Genomic DNA, 16,919 nt, shown 5'->3' on the forward strand with positions numbered 1-16,919 from the left:
AGGAGAAGGGGAGATGGAAGCTGCTGATGCTTTCATCTCCCCTTTCCCATTTTCAGAAACTCCCCGGAATTATTTATGTTTACGTAAAAAGAAATGGAAGAACTAACTCTCGGCGTTGGCTCCCGGGTGCAGCACGCACATTTTGGTCAGGGCGTTATTGTGGCTGTTAAATATGCCCAATACCGCGTTACATTTATGGATCATGGTATTAAGATGATCGATAAAACAGACCCGTTGTTTGAAGTACTGGTGGCTGAAAATGTAACCCCGGAAGTGGAAACCGCTTCAGATGTGGAAACGTCGTTGCTGAAGATCCTGCGCCTCTGGGGAGGTATTACGGAAGTAGTGCCGCTGGGCGACCGCTGGAAAGGTGGTACCCTTATTCTTCAACCCGGCGATACCACGCTGAAAGCAAAAGAGCTGCCCATCGATACCTTCTTCCATAAAATAGTGATGCTGCGCGACCGCCTCCGCGTACTGGAGCAAAACATCAACAGCCACAAAGTACTCACCGATGAAGAAAAGGTGAACATGCAGCAGTACATTACCCGCATCTATGGGTCGCTCACTACTTTCAATGTATTATTCAGGGATAAGGAACACTGGTTTACCGGCGAAAAAAGCGGTAATGATTAATGGGCTTCTATATGATAGATCTGTTCCAGTTCCCACCGGTAAGTTTCCGGTAAATGATGAATGAAGATATTTTTTCCGTCGAACGGAAACTTTTCATCGTAACCGTTCACGGGATGTAAGATCACTGGTGTGCCTGCCGGCGTATAATTGTGACTGGCCACGAAATCCGGTTGCTGATACTCCGGCAGTATTTTTTTTACCCGCTTGTAAGCGAAGTGGCCCAATACCCGCTGCATGCGCCTGGAAGCCCTTTTGGAAGGACGGTCCAGCCGGCCGTACATATAATTCAACGCACCCCGCACCGGCCATTTCTGCTTTCTTAATGCGCCTTTGATATCAGTAAACGGATTCACGGTATTGAAGTCGCGCGTTGTTTGCAAAGAGAAGGGTGTTTCCGGTACCCAGTCGCGTGCATTCACTACACGCAGTCCCCAGCCATCGCGGCAAATAAAATCGAAGTCGTATGCATAATAGAGGTTACCCGGCTTAGGCGCTGCACTGGCATATGTTTTAAAAACAATGTCCTTCGGCAAACCGGGCGCATATTGAAAATAGGAACGCATTAATAAAGAAATGGCGCCTCCCTGGCTATGTCCGAAAATGATAAATTCGTGTATGCCTTGCTGATAGTACTCATTGATCTTTTGTATCATTTCCGGTCCCATAGCTGCTACTGCCAGCATCCACCCGGCATGTACATACGCCCTGGAATCTTCTGCCACTTTATAGGGTACGGTGGTGCTGTCGTTTAATTTTACGACGCCCTGTGCCGGGATCATACCGGCATAGAAATTTTCCAGCCAGGAAGCAGCTGTGCCATTGGTACCACGGATGGAGATGATGCCTACATTGTCTTTTCTTTTCCAGAGATCCCAGCGGTTTACCAATCCTGTTTCCGGGGAACGGTATACCAGCTCACAATCAACGGGCGGGCTGCTTTTTACTTTGGTCCACGGGGTGTCCCTGGAGCGTTCCGCCAACTTCAGCAACTCACCGTATTCGGCGGCATTGAAATTGGGTGACAGGTGCTGCGCAAAACAATTACTTCTTACGGAAAATAAAATTAGAAAAGAGAGCAGAGAAATACGAAACCCCATAGAAAATAACAAATTATGAATGACCAATTACAAATGAATAGTAACAAAAGCGCTGCACTTTAAGATAAAATAAAACAATTGAAATGCTTTCATTGTTCTAAATCCGTTTAACTTTCAGGCCTAAATTACTTTAAATATGGCAAAGAGAATTGAGCACGATTTCCTGGGAGAAAAAGAAATACCGCAGGATGTATACTATGGTATTCAAACCCTTCGTGCAATAGAAAACTTTCATATTACCGGTATTCCACTCAAAGTGGAACCCATGTTCGTGCAGGCCCTGGGCTATGTGAAGAAAGGCGCTGCTATGGCCAACCGCGACCTCGGCGTGCTCGATAAAAATATTGCAGAATACATCATCAAAGCATCCGACCGCGTGATTGCCGGCGAATTTGATGACCAGTTCCTCAGCGATCTGATACAGGGCGGTGCAGGTACTTCTGTAAACATGAATGCCAACGAAGTAATTGCCAATGTAGCGCTTGAAATGATGGGCAAAGAAAAAGGGCAGTATAAATTCTGTCACCCCAATAATCATGTGAACTGCTCACAATCCACCAACGACGCATATCCTACCGCCTTCCGCATTGCACTGATCAATAAACTCACCGGCTACAAATTAACCCTGGGTGAACTGGGAGAGGCTTTCCAGGCAAAAGGAGAGGAGTTTAAAAACGTACTGAAAATGGGCCGCACCCAGTTGCAGGATGCAGTACCCATGAGCATGGGCGATGAGTTCAAGGCTTTCGCTACCAACATCAACGAAGAATTATCCAGGGTGGAAGACAGCAAACGTCTCATCTCTGAAATCAATATGGGGGCTACCGCTATTGGCACCGGCGTAAATGCCCCCAAAGGATATTCAGACCTGGTAACCAAGCACCTGGCGGCTATTACGGGCCTGGATCTCGTGCTGGCGGCAGATCTTATTGAAGCCACCGTGGATACCGGCGCGTATGTACAATTATCCGGTGTCCTGAAACGTACGGCGGTAAAGATCTCTAAAATATGTAACGACCTGAGGCTGCTTTCTTCCGGACCACGGACAGGGCTGAACGAAATTAACCTCCCGCCCATGCAGCCTGGATCGTCTATCATGCCGGGAAAAGTAAACCCGGTAATCCCGGAAGTGGTGAACCAAACGGCTTTCTATGTAATTGGCGCCGACCTTATGGTAACAATGGCTGCAGAAGCAGGTCAGCTGCAACTGAATGTAATGGAGCCTACCATTGCTTTCGCGCTGTTCACCGCCATCACCTATATGAATAACGCATGCAGAGCACTGAAAGATAAATGTGTGGCAGGCATCACTGCCAATGCCGACCGCACCAGGGACATGGTGATGCAAAGTATCGGTATTGTAACACAGCTCAACCCGATCATCGGTTATGAGAAATGTTCCGCTATTGCAAGAGAAGCATTGGAAACGGGTAAGTCGGTGCACGACCTCGCCGTAAAAGAAAAGAAATGGGTGACACAGGAAAAGTGGGATGAGATTTTCACTTTTGATAACCTTATCAGACCCCAGTTTATACAATAAAACCAGCGCGGCTGTTATCTTTTCCCGGTTAGTTTAATCCGGGAAAAGATAACAGCCGCACGGCTAAAACTCCTGTTCCAGTCGGCCTACACTGCCATCTTCACCTATACCTTCTACGACTAAACGAAAACGCTTAGTGAAATCATTGTTGTAGAATTCCACCCTGGCAGTGTGCGTCAGCGTGTCTATGGCTACGTTCGGATTCCAGTAAAGCGTGAGGCGTTTATCAGGTAATGCGTGTACTTCTTTTTTCACGGAGTAGTCCGGTGAATAGAATTGTTTCACGATCTGGTAGCCTGCTTTTTTATACAGTTTAAAGCCCCTGATACTTGGATCATTTTTAGGTGAATTATCGCCGCCTTTTTTGGTATATACCGCAATAGCGCCATTGGCGCCGCCGAAGCCACCCATAAACGGAGGACGGAATACTTTGATGAGTGCAATATCCTGGATGGAGAGGGTGCTCAGCATACTCACATCCGACTGCATTTCATTGAGGTATAATCCCGGTGCACCACCGCGCCAGGAAAGCGTTGGATTGTTATAATCGCCTGTAATCTGCAGCCCTGCTACTTTGGATTGCAGGTACTGGAATACGTTGAGTGCAATGGGTGTTTCTTTTGTTAAATCGAAAGAATAGCCATCACCACCGGAGAACATACCGGAAGCGTAACGTTTTTCCGTGGTTTCTTCCGGTTTCACTTTTTTCGCATTTACGTTTACTTCCTGCAGGTACACCGTTTTATTATTGATGGAGCGGTTTACCTTGTTGCCTTCCGCCGCATTGGCGAGGAATTGTTTCAGTGCGTTATTATCAACCGCAGGCGGTATGCGCAGCGGGTAAGGAATCTTAATTTGTGTAGGACGTTCAAAGAAGTGATTATCGAATTTCACGTTTACATCCACGCCTTTTTTCACCAGGTCGTTGCCCTGGTAGTAGATGTAAGCGGTATCCGGGAATACCATGTTGGCCATCTCAAACTGTCCTTTATCGTTGATGGGAGTAGAAGCAAACATGGAGGAGCTGTCTATCGGGAGACGGATGATCATATCCAGTTTACCGGTAGGCATCGGGCGGCCATTGAGCATGGTGGCTACTCCTTTCATGAGTAAGCCCTGTTCGTATGGGAACCTCACTTCAGGGAATTCGTTATTGATGATCTTTTCCCAGCTGAAACGTCTCCAACCGTTGGTCATCATCACCAGGTCCAGGCCTTTCAGGGTGGAGTCGGCATCATTACGGAAATACCACGACGGATTGTAGATATAACCTTTGATATCGGAGGTGAGCAGGAAAGTAGAGATGATGTTATTGGAATTTTTATCTACCGGTACCGCGTCTGCATCCGTAATGGCTACAGAGATATTTGTTTGCATGGTATCGGGTAATCTCAGTTCAAAGGCATTCTTTGTTCTGGGTTCCTTGTGGGTATCTGCGTCCAGTACATCTATCTGCATCAGGTCATTTTTGCGGACGAAGGCAAGGCGTTCTGCCAGCGGCATGCCTGATTTAGCAAAAAGCGTGATCTGGATAATACCTGATGGGAGATGATCGGCGGGGATAAATCCGCTGATGCGGCCTTCCCCGATATCCAGGTTGGCTTTGTACACCAGCTGGCTACCCATCTGGGCAATGATCACGAGATCGTTGATGGAGGTATCGGTTACGTTGCCGGGTACAGCCTGGTAAAAGATACGGCTGCCTTTATTAAATACTTTCAGGGAGGCGCCGGCAGCTACTGCTGCGGGGAGGGGCACCGTTTTGGTTTGTCCTTTATTGTTTTTTACCGTTGCCTGGAAGATGTCCTGTGCATTGGCAGGGGTGATCTCGAAAGATCCCATACCATCGTGCAGGGTTTTGATCACTGCGCTGCTGGCGCCTTTAGCGTCCTTTACGGCGCCGGATACTTCTACCGGGTAACCATTGTTATCGATGGCCTTAAAGGCTACCACGTTAGGCTGACCCACAATCAGGTTACCGCCTTCGGGGAAAAACTGTACGGCAAAATCCGGTGTGGTGGCACTATCGGCTTCCGGTTGTGTTTTTTTGGAAGGATCAAAGATTTCTATGGTCCGGGTATAACTGAATGCGGGATCAAAGTTGAGCATCCAGGCGGTATAAGCTCTTAGCTGGTATACGCCTGCTTTCTGCGTTTCCGGCAGATCGAAGTTACCGGGTGCGCCGGCGTTGCCAACGGCAAACAGTTTCTTTTGTACAATGTTATTGTTTTTATCCAGCAGCTCCACATACAGGTTGGTAGCGGTGGTGGCAGGCATGCCCTGCAGGGTGAGATAGGCTTTGAACCAGATGGTTTCACCGGCTGCGTAGTAGTCCTTATCAAGATGCAGATATACTTTTTCGGCCGGGTAACGGTTGCCGAAGGTTTGTAGTGCCTTTATAATGCGGTCGGACCAGTCAGTAGGGCGCGTTTGTACAGCCAATGCACTCATTACGCCGCCTAACATAACGGCTGGTATTATCCATTTCAGATGTTGTCGCTTTTTCTTCAGGTTCGATTGCATGCAATATAGTTTGAGCGGGTATAATATATGTCAAAAATATAAACTTTGGAAGATTTAATCAGTAAGATTACGGCAGGTTTGTTATTATTGCGTGTTCAACCTACGGTTTTAACAAGATTTTAATGAGTTCAGGAAAGAAACGTTTAGTGATAGCTGGTGGCGGTGCTGCCGGTTTTTTTTGTGCGGTAAATGCGGCCCGCCTATGCCCGCAACTGGAAGTGGTATTGCTGGAAAAAACAGGCAAGCTGTTATCGAAGGTAAAGGTGAGTGGCGGCGGGAGGTGCAATGTAACCCACAATGCGCCTGACATTACGTATATGGCTAAACGCTATCCCCGCGGCCAGAACTTTGTAAAGAAATCGTTTTCCCGGTTCTTTGTGCCCGATACCATCTCCTGGTTTGGAGAAAGAGGGGTAGCGCTGAAGGCGGAAGACGATGGCCGGATGTTCCCGGTAACAGATAACTCCCAAACGATCATCGACTGCCTCCTGCGGGAAGCAGATAAATATCATCTTAACATCCGCACCAATACAGAAGTAACTTCCTTTAAAAAGGGCAGCGACGGGCGCTGGGAGCTGCAATTGCAGCAAGGCCCTGCGCTTACCGCCGACTATTTATGCATTGCCGCCGGAGGCTACGCGCAGGCGGGTAAATTTGCCTGGCTGGAACAAACGGGTCATAGTATTGTACCACCGGCGCCATCCCTGTTTACCTTTAATATGCCGGGCAACCCCGTTACGGGCCTGATGGGAGTAGCCACCAATGCACAGGTGAAAGTAGCCGGTACCAAACTGCAGGAACAGGGCCCTTTGCTGATCACCCACTGGGGCATGAGCGGTCCGGCTGTATTGCGGTTGTCGGCCTGGGGCGCCCGGGAACTGCAGCAACTGCAATATACTTTTACCGCTATTGTTAACTGGATTCCTTCCTACAATGAAAATACCCTGCGGGAACACTGGCAGGACCTGCGTTTTGAATTAGGAAAGCAGAAGATATATAATAAAAACCCTTTCAGCTTACCACAGCGTTTATGGCAATTCCTGCTGCAACAGGTAGGTATTTCTGAAGAGATGAGATGGGCGGATGTTCCGGCGAAAGACCAGAACCGTTTAATGAAGCTGCTGGTAAGCATGGAATTCCCGGTGAAAGGTAAAACTACCTTTAAAGAGGAATTTGTTACCTGCGGCGGTATTACGCTCAGTGAAATAGACCCGGCCACCATGGAAAGCCGGCTGGTACCCAACCTGTTCTTCGCGGGCGAGGTAATGGATGTAGATGGCATTACCGGCGGCTTCAACTTCCAGCACGCATGGACAAGCGGGTTTGTGGCCGCCAGCGCCATTGCCCAGCGGATGACAACATCCGCATCATAGTTTCAGATAATGCACTCCCGGCTCGTATTCTTTTTCCAGCGCCAGCAGCAGGTGGTCGAAATCTTCCGGCTGCCGGAGGAAATCCACTTTGGTAGTATCTATCATCAGTGTGCGCACGGGATGTTGCTTGATATACTGCATGTACATATCGTGCACATTCAGGAGGTATTCGTCAGGTATTTGCTGCTCGTAGGAGCGGTTGCGGTGACGGATATTTTCCTGCAGCTTTGTAACCGGTGCATTCAGGAAGATCAGCAGCTCCGGCTGCACCAGCTGCGGATTGATGATATCGAAAAGTTTCTGGTAAAGGGAATATTCTTCTTCCGGTAAATTAATCTTTGCAAACAACAGGCTTTTAATGAAGAGGTAATCGGAAATGATCACATCGCTGAAAAGGTCCTGCGACTGCAGCATTTCCTTGAGTTGTTTATACCGTTCTGCCATAAAAAACAGTTCCAGCGGAAAAGCGTATTGCTGCGGGCGTTCATAAAAAAGAGGGAGAAATGGATTATCTGCAAATTCTTCCAATATCAGTTTTGCAGAGAAATGGGTAGCGAGCATGTTGGCCAGCGTAGTTTTGCCGGCGCCAATATTTCCTTCTACCGTAATAAATTTATAATGCATGAAAATGGGTTTAAAATTAAGCCTGGTAACGGTTTGCAGGTAATGTATCCGGACAGCTGGCTGCCAGCTCCCTCACGGTTTTATGCAGCACGGGGTGCATATAGTCCGGGATAATTTCCATTAAAGGCACCAGCACAAATTGCCGGAGATGCATCCGCGGATGCGGTACTTTCAGATCCGGCAGGGAATGAATGCTGTCGTTGAAAAAGATCAGGTCGATATCAATTACCCTCGATCCCCATTTCTCCTGGCGGATACGGCCGATCTTTCTTTCTATCTCCAAAAGTGTATGCAATAACGTTAGTGCATCCAATGATGTGCGGATCTCCACTCCCTGGTTCAGGTAGTCCGGTTGATCCACGGCTCCCCAGGGAGCGGTCTGGTATAAGGCTGAGGTTTGTACCACCTCTCCGGCTGTTTCAGCAATCAATTGTACCGCCTTTTGCAGGTTCCCGGTACGATCACCTAAATTGCCACCTATAAGTAATATTGCTGTATTCATGTATATTTCAGGACTCAAAAGTAGCCATATTCCTTATTTTTGAAAAAATGTATCTTTCTATCTCAGTTTCATCTTAACAAAAAAGTATGCGTTTCTTTAAAGTTTTCCTGGCCTCATTCCTTGCATTCATAGCATTTACGGCAATATGCTTCTTTATATTGCTGATAATGATAGGTAGGGCCATTACCCCTGAAAAGGTAACAATTTCCCCCAATAGCGTACTGGTGCTCGAAACGGGGCAGTCGTACAACGAGCAGAATGTAGTTAACCCACTCGCCAAACTGATAAACAACGAATCAGCAGAACCCCCTGGGTTGTATCAGCTGGTAAGATTGATAGAGAATGCGGCCAGTGATGACAACATCAAAGGCATTTATCTGAAAGTAAACGGTAACCCCAACGGCTTTGCCAGTACAGAGGAGTTGCGCAATGCGCTCCTCCGTTTCCGGAAGTCCAAAAAATTTGTATACGCATATGGAGAAGTGATGGACCAGAACGCCTATTACCTGGCCAGCGCGGCAGACAAAGTTTACCTGAACCCAAAAGGTGGAGTCGATTTTACCGGTTTTGCCAGCCAGGTGATGTTCCTGAAGGGAACCCTGGATAAACTGGAAATCAAACCGGAAATTTTTTACTGCGGAAAATTCAAAAGCGCCACCGAGCCATTGCGTGAAACACAGATGACAGAGGCCAACCGTATACAAACCACCCAGTTCCTGGGAGAGCTGTATGGCACGTTCCTGAAAGGAATAGGCACTGCGCGTAATATTGATACAGCTACTTTACATGGCTATGCCAATGAGAATCTTATCCAGGAACCGGCCGATGCACTGAAATATAAGCTGGTAGATGGTTTGAAGTATGATGATGAAGTAGTGGCAGAACTGAAAAGCAAAACGGGCATTAAACAGGATGAGGAAGTAAGCCTGGTGACCCTCGGAAAATATAACAGCGGTACTGACCTTTCTTCCGGCAGTGGCGAAGGACGGATAGCACTGATCTATGCCCAGGGCGATATCATAGGCGGAGAATCAGACCGGGATAAAACCATTGCGAGCGAGAATTACATCCGCGAAATCCGCAAAGCGCGTGAAGATAAAAATATAAAGGCAATCGTGTTCCGGGTAAACTCCGGTGGCGGTAGCGCACTGGCTTCTGAAGTGATCTGGCGCGAATTGTCGCTGGCTAAGAAAGTGAAACCGATAGTGGTGTCTATGGGCGACTACGCAGCATCCGGCGGTTACTACATTTCCTGTATGGCTGATAGCATTTTTGCAGAACCTAATACCTTAACCGGTTCTATCGGCGTATTTGGTGTGATGTTTAATATGCAGGACTTCTTCAAAAATAAAGTGGGTGTTACCTTCGACGGCGTTAAAACTGCTCCTTATGCAGATCTTGGTTCTATGGGCCGTCCGCTTACCGAAGTAGAGAAGCGCTTTATCCAGAATGGTGTTGACAGTACCTATGCTTCTTTCAAATCACGGGTGGTAGCCGGCAGGAAGCTGAACCCCGCTATCGTGGACAGCATTGCCCAGGGGCACGTATGGAGTGGCCTGCAGGCAAAGGAACTGGGATTGGTAGACCGTATCGGTGGTATCAACGAAGCGCTGGCTTGTGCCGCAAAGCTGGCTAAACTGTCGGAGTACCGCTTACGCGAATATCCGGAGTCAAAAATCTCGATCAGCAGGCTGGTACAAACCTTTAGCGGCAACATGCGCGCGCAGATGGTAAAGCAGGAACTGGGCGCCAACTACGAAATTTACCAGCAGGTAAAGGACGTACAGCAGTTGCATGGCGATATCCAGGCAAGAATGCCGTTTAAATATAACTTCTAAGCGTATTTTGTCTTTCTCAGGATTACGCTGATTTTACTTTTGGATTTTATAAGTGATTTAGGGAGATAAAAGTGAATATACCCGCTTTTATCTCCCATTTTTTTGCCGGAAGCCGGAAACTAAAACCTAAAAGCTGGAAAAACGTTGTAGTTTTACCGCCGGTTTTTAAAATAGCAGAATCAGATGAATGGAGCTAAGTACAGTCAGTTGAGGGCCATGCTGGCCATTACGAAAGGAAGTTTAAGAGGTATTTTCCGTAGTCCTTCCGCAGTAGTGTTCAGTTTGGGTTTTCCGCTGGTATTTATCCTGGTGTTTGGGTTTATTGGTAAAAGTACTGTTTCCGTTAAAGTGGGGGTGGACCGGCGGACTGATATTACCAGCAGGTATTACCAGGAATTGTCGCATGCCGGTACGCTGAAACTGGTCGCCGATCAGCCCGAAGCGGAAATGGAAGATGATCTGAAGAAAGGCCGTTTGGTGGCCATTCTGAACATTGTGCCAAAAGAGGGGGCTGATCATGTAACTGCTTATGATATTAATATCCGGACTTCTACCGCCTCCGATGCCGCAAAAAAAGTAACCCTGTTATCGGTGCTGAAAAGCATCGCCGGCAAACTGGATGATGAAACGTATAAACGCCCTACGGTAGCCACTTTTACACAAACAGAGGTACCGGGGCGTGAATTTAAGACCATCGACTTTATTTTACCGGGTCAGCTGGGCTTTGCCCTGATGAGTGCCGCTGTTTTTGGTACGGCCTTCCTGTTTTATAATATGCGCCAAACGCTGGTACTCAAGCGTTTCTTTGCTACGCCCATCAAACGCACTTATATTGTACTGGCAGAAGCGCTGAGCCGGATGATTTTCCAGCTTATCAGCTCCGTGGTGATTATTGCGCTGGGACATTTTGCCTTTGGCTTTACGCTCGTACATGGCTTTGCCACCTTCCTGGAAATGCTGGTATTATCCGTATTCGGGCTGCTGGTATTTATGGGTTTTGGTTTTGTGGTGAGCAGCCTGGCAAAAAACGAAAGTACTATTCCGCCGCTGGCCAATATTGTTACCCTGCCGCAATTCCTGCTGGCGGGCACCTTTTTCCCGATAGATTCCTTCCCGGGCTGGCTGCAACCGATCTGTAAGATCATGCCGCTCACTTACCTGATAGACGCCCTGAGAAAAGTGGCTTTTGAAGGGCTGCATCTCTGGCATGTAGGCTGGGATATTGCCATCCTTACTTTATGGGGTGTTGTCGTATATGCGGTAGCCGTGAAAGTATTCAAGTGGGAATAAGGCGATTTCGTTAGCTTTGTGATACCTAAATCCAGTCACATGCAAGCCTTTTTCATTATCCTGGGTGCGTTCATTGTCCTTGTGCTGGGGCTTTTCATTTTCAGTTTATTCCTGTCTTCTGCCATCAAGGTAGAGCGTTCGCTGGTAATAACGGCTGCGCCGGGAGATATTTTCCCGCTGGTGAACGTAGCCCGTAACTGGGAGCTATGGTCGCCCTGGAAGGAACAGGATCCCAACGTTAAAATTACTTACGGGGAAAAGGAAAGTGGCGTGGGCGCCGGTTACAGCTGGGAAAGCCGCAACCGGAACGTAGGGAAGGGGCATATGACCATCACGGAATCCAAACCCGATCAGCAGGTGGCCACCCACATCGATTTTATGGGTATGGGCGTTACCAAAGGCTATTTCAGGCTGGATCCTGTAAATGGCGGCACCCTGGTTACCTGGGGAATGGTGTGCGATATGGGGCAACACCCCATCCGGAAAGTAATGGGGCTGATGATGGACAAATGGGTAGGAAAGGACTTTGAAAAAGGACTGGCAAACATAAAGCGGCTCCTTAAAGGATAATATATTTTTTCTATGCGGTTTATTAAGTTGTTACTGATCAGTGTGATCATTTTAGGCGTGGTGATTTTCGGGCTGTCGCTGGCATTTCCTTCTACAGCAGTGGTAGAGCGTACAGGTGTTATCCGGGCGCCTGTTGATACAGTATATGCACATATCAGTAACCTGAAAGCCTGGGATGCCTGGAACCCCTGGACCCGCCCCGATACTACCGCCACCCTGGTATACTCCGATCCGCCGTCCGGCCCCGGCGCCTGGTACAGCTGGGATGGAAAACTCAACAGCGGTAAGGTAACGGTACTGGACAGCGATCCGGCCAAGGGGATTCATTACCTGCTCGATATTAAAAGCGTGCGTCCTGTAAACGGAGGCATAGAACTGAAGCCAACGCCGGATGGCAAAGCCACTGCCATTTTCTGGCATATGGAAATTAAACTGGGCATGCTGCCGTGGTGGAAATTAAGGGGATTTGTAGCCGACAGGGTATACGGCCCGGCCATGAACGACGGATTGACGAAGCTGAGCCGGATCTGCGAAGGAAAATAGTATGGAGTTATTTTACCATTGATCCAATAGTTTTGTTTACGATGGTTTTTATGATTTAAATTGTTGTCGTATCTCAACAACTTCTTACAGAAAAAACTAAAAAAATGAAACATTTCTTTTTGGCAACCTTATTTCTGGCCTTTACCAGCCTCGTTTTTGCTCAGGAGAAGGCACGTAAAAGCCCCCACGTTACAGTAGAAGCCAACGGTATTAAAGTAGTGTACGGCCAGCCTTCCAAGAAAGGCCGCGAAATTTTTGGCAAACTGGAACCATTTGGTAAAGTATGGCGCACCGGCGCTGATGAAGCCACCCTGATCACTTTCAGCAAAGACGTGGTATTTGGCGGCAAACCTGTAAAAGCAGGTACTTACACTTTCTTCTCTATTCCTGATCCTAAAACCTGGACCGTTATCCTGAATGGTAAACTGGGTCAATGGGGCGCTTATGATTACGACAAGAACAAAGGCGAAGACGTAGTATCCGTGAAAGTACCACGCGAAAAACTGTCTACACCAGCAGAAAAACTCACCTTCACTTTACCCGGTAATGCCGTGGTATTTGAGTGGGATGACACTAAAGTATCTGTACCGGTTAAATAATATTACCGGGAAAAATATCAGGGGCACAGACACCGCGTCTGTGCCCTTTTTTATTATGATAAGGTAGCCACCAGTTCCCGGATACTGTTGTACACTTCCTCCAATTGTTCGTTGGTGATGCAGTAGGGCGGCAGTATATAAAGAGTATTGCCCAGCGGGCGCAACATCACTCTTTTGGCCCGGAAGAAGCGGTGCAGCTCATCCGCCAAGGCATTCGTGTAACCGTCGGCGTTAGCCGTTACTATTTCAAACGCCAGGATGGTACCCAGCAATCTTGGATTTTTTATAACGGTGTAAGTAAACAGCTCTTTTAAAAAAGCTGCATGCTTTTCGTGTATACGTTCCCGGTTGACGGCGCAGGCGGGATCGGTAAAGAGGTCCAGGCTGGCCAGTGCGGCTGTGCAGGCCAGCGGATTGGCCGTAAAAGAATGCCCATGGAATAATGTTTTCAGCTTATCTGTGGAAAGAAAGGCTTCATATATCGCCGCAGTGCTGGTAGTTACGCCCAGCGCCATTGTGCCGCCGGTAAGCCCTTTGGAAAGACAAACAATATCCGGTGGCGTTTGCAGGTATTCCATCGCAAAATTTTTACCGGTTCTGCCAAAGCCGGTCATCACTTCATCTGCAATCAGCAGTATATTTTTAGCGGCGCAAAACTGCAGCAGCTGTTCAAAGGCGGCCGCATCATACATCACCATGCCACCGGAGCCCTGGAGCAGCGGTTCAAAAACAAAGGCGGCAATATCTTCCGGTTGCAGTGCAATGATGTTGTTTATTATTTGGGAGATGTTTTCCGCAGTGGGTACTTCAATGAACTGGACATCAAACAGGCGGTCATCAAAAACGCGGGTGAACACACTTCTGCCACTCACGCTCATGGCGCCGAAAGTATCACCGTGATAGGCGTTGTGAAAAGCCAGGATCTTATGTTTGGGTGTGCCTTTGTTATCCCAGTACTGGATCGCCATTTTCAGGGCTACTTCTATGGCAGTAGAGCCATTGTCTGAATAAAAAACGCGGCGTTGATTGGCGGGAAGCAGCGGTAGTAATCGCTCCGCAAGATGAACAGCCGGCGGATGGGTGTAGCCGGCAAAAATGCAGTGTTCCAGTTGCAGCGCCTGGGCGGCCAGCTGCTGCGCAATATGCGGATGCGCGTGACCGTGAATATTCACCCACCAGCTGGAGGTGGCATCTATATAGCTGTTATTGTTTTCGTCGAAAAGCAAAGCCCCCTCACCACGTACAATGCCTATTGGTGCAGGCGCGGTTTGCATTTGGGTGTAGGGGTGCCAGATCACGTCCAGATCACGGGCCGACAAAGAAGATGTTTGCATAATTGCTGGCTGTTGGTGCAGGCGCGAAGGTACTATAAAAGGAGGTTATGTTTTCCGGTGCCGCTCCAGTATCTCCAGCAGATCCTCTGCTGCATAAGGTTTGGGCAGCATGTCTTTTACATGCAAACGGGCCAGTCGTTCGGTTACTTCCGGCATAATGTCGGCCGTTAATACAATGATAAAAGCATCCGGCTGTAGCTGTTGAATGTGCGGAATCGTTTCGTAGCCATTCATCTCCGGCATATGCAGATCGAGTATAATACCGTCAAAAGATTGCTGCTGTATTTTTTGTAGCGCCAGTTTGCCATTACTGGCTGTTTCAATCTGTGCGCCTGAATTTTTCAGCTGCAATTCAAGGATACGGATATTGATGGAATTATCTTCTACTACCAGTAGCTTCATATTTTTCAGATAACCTTCCCGGTGTTTATTTTTCTTGTGCATAGGACCGCGCGCTGTTTCAGGTATTGTAAAGCTGATATCAAAACGGAAGGTGGTACCTTCATTTTTTTTACTTTCCAGGATGATGTTGCTGTTGTGGAGCGCCACCAGTTTTTTGGTGATGGCGAGTCCAAGCCCTGTGCCGCCATGATGGCGGGTAGTGGCTGAATCTTCCTGTACAAACGTATCAAATATTTTAGCCTGCATTTCAGGGACAATGCCCACGCCGGTATCCTTTACGGCAAAGGAAAGGGTACAGGCGCCGGCGGAGGCATTTCTCCGGCGTACATCCAGTGTAACTGATCCCGCGCTGGTAAATTTGATGGCGTTGTTCAACAGGTTATTGAGCACCTGCGATAATCTTACCGGATCGCCCTTCAGGGTGGCCGGCAAATGATCAAGCCGGGAAATCAGTTCAATGCCCTTGCCGGCGGCCATTGGCTGGTAGTTACGCATAAGGCCCGTGAGCAGGGCTTCCGGATCAAACGGAATATTTTCCAGTTCAATTTTCCCCGCCTCCATTTTGCTGAAGTCGAGGATATCATTGATCAGCCCAAGCAGGTGGTGGGCGGAGAATTCCAGGCTGCGCACCACTTCCGCCTGTTCTGCTGCCGGGTTTTCCCCCAGGATACCGGCGATGCCGATAATGGCATTGAGGGGCGTACGGATTTCGTGGCTCATTACGGATAAGAAATCACTTCTCGACTGCGCGGCTTTCTGTGCGTTGTCCCGGGCAGTGGTGAGCGCCAGTTCTGTATCTTTCTTATCAGTAATATCCATGATAATGCCCCTGAAGTGCGTAAGTTGCCCCTGGTTGTCAAATACCGCCCTGCCAATGGTGCGCATCCAGGTGAGTTTGCCTTTGGCGGAAAGGTGCCGCAGTTCCAGGTCGAACGGCTTTTTATGATGGATCAGCGCTTCCCTGGCGGCAATGAAAACGGACCGGTCGTCCGGATGATAAAACTCAACGGACGAATGAAAGGTGAGGGGGTAGTCGTGCGGTACCTCTCTCAGTTCATACACTTCGCGGGTCCAGTAGGTTTCGCCGGTGGCTACATTGAATTCCCATCCACCCATTTTACCCATCTGCTGGCAAATACCGAGCAGCTGGTTACTCCGGTGGAGTTCAGATTGTGCCTGCAGGTAGCTGTTGTTCTTTTTTTCAATTTCCGAGATATTCCGGATCATCAGCAGGATGCGCCGTGGGGCGGGCGACTTATCTTTGATGAGCCGCAACTTCAGCTGGTACCAGTTTTGCAGCCCCTGCCTGATATCGGGGTACACAAATTCCTGGTTTTCTCCTGTTTCCAGCAGTTTATCTGTCAGCCGGTCGAAAGTGCCGGCATGTTCGCCCAGTGCTTCCTTAATGGTTTTGCCGATCACTTCTTCCCTGGGCCGGAACAACAGGCTGTCGTTGCTGCACCATATCCCGGTGAAGATCTTCTGTTCATTCATCTCAAATAAAATATCATCCAGGGTAAGCATCAGCAAATCCCATTCTGATTTTAACCGGGTAAAATCGGTTTGCAGTTGCCTGGTTTCCCTTTCCCGGAGGGCGTGAAAATGAAGATGCCCTAATATTTGCAGCAGTGGTTGCAGGAACGTAACGGTATCTGCAGAGTAGCCGCTGGTGTTGCCTGCCAGTCCTATTATGGCCAGCACCTGCTGCAGGTAGGCAACCGGTAAGCCGATAAATGCGGGCGTGCTATCTCCTGCCGGCACTATCAGCGGTTGCCCGTTGGAGGCCACCTCCTGCAGGGCAGGCGTGAAGTTCCAGCTGTGTTCCGGCGCATGATTAATGATCGTAATGGTATGCAGTTGTGAAGGCGTATCGCTTTTCTTCAATTCTCCCACAAAACCGTAAGTGCTGCCTGTGAGTTCCATCAGTTGTCCTAACAGTTGCTGAACGGCATTAACGGGATGTTCCTGCGCTGTATAATCTGCAGGAATACTACCAATGATGTCCAGTAACTTTTGTTGACGCAGCGCTGCAGTAGCCAGCATGAGCG

At 48.4% G+C, this 16,919-nt stretch carries 14 protein-coding genes; 8 read left to right on the forward strand and 6 right to left on the reverse strand.

The features are described 5' to 3' along the window. The first annotated feature begins 93 nt into the window (after positions 1-93). Positions 94-636 (forward strand): hypothetical protein, encoded by a 543-nt coding sequence (locus tag V7S65_RS01635; RefSeq protein WP_079468538.1) that lies wholly within the window; start codon positions 94-96, stop codon positions 634-636. On the opposite strand, the gene V7S65_RS01640 is transcribed toward V7S65_RS01635, so the two are convergent. Next, positions 633-1,733: a lipase family protein gene (locus V7S65_RS01640; protein WP_336386435.1), complete on the reverse strand. Its 1,101-nt coding sequence runs from the start codon at positions 1,731-1,733 to the stop codon at positions 633-635. The genes V7S65_RS01635 and V7S65_RS01640 overlap by 4 nt on opposite strands. A 136-nt stretch (positions 1,734-1,869) precedes the next feature. Here V7S65_RS01640 and aspA point away from each other — a divergent pair, with 136 nt between their 5' ends. Further along, positions 1,870-3,273: an aspartate ammonia-lyase gene (aspA, locus tag V7S65_RS01645; protein WP_336386434.1), complete on the forward strand. Its 1,404-nt coding sequence runs from the start codon at positions 1,870-1,872 to the stop codon at positions 3,271-3,273. Positions 3,274-3,336: 63 nt separating this feature from the next. On the opposite strand, the gene V7S65_RS01650 is transcribed toward aspA, so the two are convergent. Further along, entirely contained in the window at positions 3,337-5,796 is a 2,460-nt protein-coding gene (locus tag V7S65_RS01650; protein WP_336386433.1) for an MG2 domain-containing protein, read from the reverse strand. Positions 5,797-5,918: 122 nt separating this feature from the next. Here V7S65_RS01650 and V7S65_RS01655 point away from each other — a divergent pair, with 122 nt between their 5' ends. Next, positions 5,919-7,169 carry an NAD(P)/FAD-dependent oxidoreductase gene (locus tag V7S65_RS01655; protein WP_079468534.1) on the forward strand — a complete coding sequence of 417 codons (1,251 nt, stop codon included), beginning with the start codon at positions 5,919-5,921 and terminating at the stop codon, positions 7,167-7,169. On the opposite strand, the gene V7S65_RS01660 is transcribed toward V7S65_RS01655, so the two are convergent. Continuing rightward, positions 7,164-7,793, reverse strand: coding sequence for a deoxynucleoside kinase (locus V7S65_RS01660; RefSeq protein ID WP_336386432.1), 630 nt, complete (start codon positions 7,791-7,793; stop codon positions 7,164-7,166). The genes V7S65_RS01655 and V7S65_RS01660 overlap by 6 nt on opposite strands. A 16-nt stretch (positions 7,794-7,809) precedes the next feature. Continuing rightward, entirely contained in the window at positions 7,810-8,295 is a 486-nt protein-coding gene (folK, locus tag V7S65_RS01665; protein WP_336386431.1) for a 2-amino-4-hydroxy-6-hydroxymethyldihydropteridine diphosphokinase, read from the reverse strand. 86 nt (positions 8,296-8,381) lie between these two features. Between folK and sppA the strand changes: the two genes are divergently transcribed. The 5 genes from sppA (at position 8,382) to V7S65_RS01690 (ending at position 13,135) form a co-directional block, all read left to right on the forward strand. Next, the gene (gene sppA / locus V7S65_RS01670; RefSeq protein WP_336386430.1) at positions 8,382-10,133 is read left to right on the forward strand and encodes a signal peptide peptidase SppA; all 1,752 of its coding nucleotides are present in this window, start codon (positions 8,382-8,384) and stop codon (positions 10,131-10,133) included. A gap of 183 nt (positions 10,134-10,316) precedes the next feature. Further along, complete coding sequence (locus V7S65_RS01675) at positions 10,317-11,423, forward strand: ABC transporter permease (protein WP_079468530.1); 1,107 nt, start codon at positions 10,317-10,319, stop codon at positions 11,421-11,423. 39 nt (positions 11,424-11,462) lie between these two features. Further along, complete coding sequence (locus V7S65_RS01680) at positions 11,463-11,993, forward strand: SRPBCC family protein (RefSeq protein ID WP_079468529.1); 531 nt, start codon at positions 11,463-11,465, stop codon at positions 11,991-11,993. Between the two features lie 12 nt (positions 11,994-12,005). Next, positions 12,006-12,536: an SRPBCC family protein gene (locus tag V7S65_RS01685; RefSeq protein WP_079468528.1), complete on the forward strand. Its 531-nt coding sequence runs from the start codon at positions 12,006-12,008 to the stop codon at positions 12,534-12,536. Between the two features lie 104 nt (positions 12,537-12,640). Further along, positions 12,641-13,135, forward strand: coding sequence for a DUF2911 domain-containing protein (locus V7S65_RS01690; RefSeq protein WP_079468527.1), 495 nt, complete (start codon positions 12,641-12,643; stop codon positions 13,133-13,135). Positions 13,136-13,188: 53 nt separating this feature from the next. Here the strand turns inward: V7S65_RS01690 and bioA are convergent, their stop codons facing one another. Both bioA and V7S65_RS01700 read right to left on the reverse strand, forming a co-directional pair. Further along, a complete protein-coding gene (gene bioA, locus V7S65_RS01695; protein WP_336386428.1) occupies positions 13,189-14,469 on the reverse strand; it encodes an adenosylmethionine--8-amino-7-oxononanoate transaminase in 1,281 nt (426 codons plus the stop codon). 45 nt (positions 14,470-14,514) lie between these two features. Next, the gene (locus V7S65_RS01700) at positions 14,515-16,914 is read right to left on the reverse strand and encodes an ATP-binding protein (RefSeq protein ID WP_336386427.1); all 2,400 of its coding nucleotides are present in this window, start codon (positions 16,912-16,914) and stop codon (positions 14,515-14,517) included. Between the last annotated feature and the right edge of the window lie 5 nt (positions 16,915-16,919).

The organism is Chitinophaga sp. CCNWYY40 (assembly GCF_037483205.1).
In the GTDB taxonomy this organism is placed as follows: Bacteria; Bacteroidota; Bacteroidia; order Chitinophagales; family Chitinophagaceae; genus Chitinophaga; species Chitinophaga ginsengisegetis.

What these genes read in the sequence shown, in the direction of transcription:
- V7S65_RS01640 (WP_336386435.1), bottom strand. Translation starts at nt 1,733, where the DNA reads ATGGGGTTTCGTATTTCTCTGCTCTCTTTTCTAATTTTATTTTCCGTA.
- V7S65_RS01680 (WP_079468529.1), top strand. Translation starts at nt 11,463, where the DNA reads ATGCAAGCCTTTTTCATTATCCTGGGTGCGTTCATTGTCCTTGTGCTG.
- sppA (WP_336386430.1), top strand. Translation starts at nt 8,382, where the DNA reads ATGCGTTTCTTTAAAGTTTTCCTGGCCTCATTCCTTGCATTCATAGCA.
- aspA (WP_336386434.1), top strand. Translation starts at nt 1,870, where the DNA reads ATGGCAAAGAGAATTGAGCACGATTTCCTGGGAGAAAAAGAAATACCG.
- V7S65_RS01675 (WP_079468530.1), top strand. Translation starts at nt 10,317, where the DNA reads ATGAATGGAGCTAAGTACAGTCAGTTGAGGGCCATGCTGGCCATTACG.
- V7S65_RS01655 (WP_079468534.1), top strand. Translation starts at nt 5,919, where the DNA reads ATGAGTTCAGGAAAGAAACGTTTAGTGATAGCTGGTGGCGGTGCTGCC.
- bioA (WP_336386428.1), bottom strand. Translation starts at nt 14,469, where the DNA reads ATGCAAACATCTTCTTTGTCGGCCCGTGATCTGGACGTGATCTGGCAC.
- V7S65_RS01650 (WP_336386433.1), bottom strand. Translation starts at nt 5,796, where the DNA reads ATGCAATCGAACCTGAAGAAAAAGCGACAACATCTGAAATGGATAATA.
- folK (WP_336386431.1), bottom strand. Translation starts at nt 8,295, where the DNA reads ATGAATACAGCAATATTACTTATAGGTGGCAATTTAGGTGATCGTACC.
- V7S65_RS01690 (WP_079468527.1), top strand. Translation starts at nt 12,641, where the DNA reads ATGAAACATTTCTTTTTGGCAACCTTATTTCTGGCCTTTACCAGCCTC.
- V7S65_RS01685 (WP_079468528.1), top strand. Translation starts at nt 12,006, where the DNA reads ATGCGGTTTATTAAGTTGTTACTGATCAGTGTGATCATTTTAGGCGTG.
- V7S65_RS01635 (WP_079468538.1), top strand. Translation starts at nt 94, where the DNA reads ATGGAAGAACTAACTCTCGGCGTTGGCTCCCGGGTGCAGCACGCACAT.
- V7S65_RS01700 (WP_336386427.1), bottom strand. Translation starts at nt 16,914, where the DNA reads ATGCTGGCTACTGCAGCGCTGCGTCAACAAAAGTTACTGGACATCATT.
- V7S65_RS01660 (WP_336386432.1), bottom strand. Translation starts at nt 7,793, where the DNA reads ATGCATTATAAATTTATTACGGTAGAAGGAAATATTGGCGCCGGCAAA.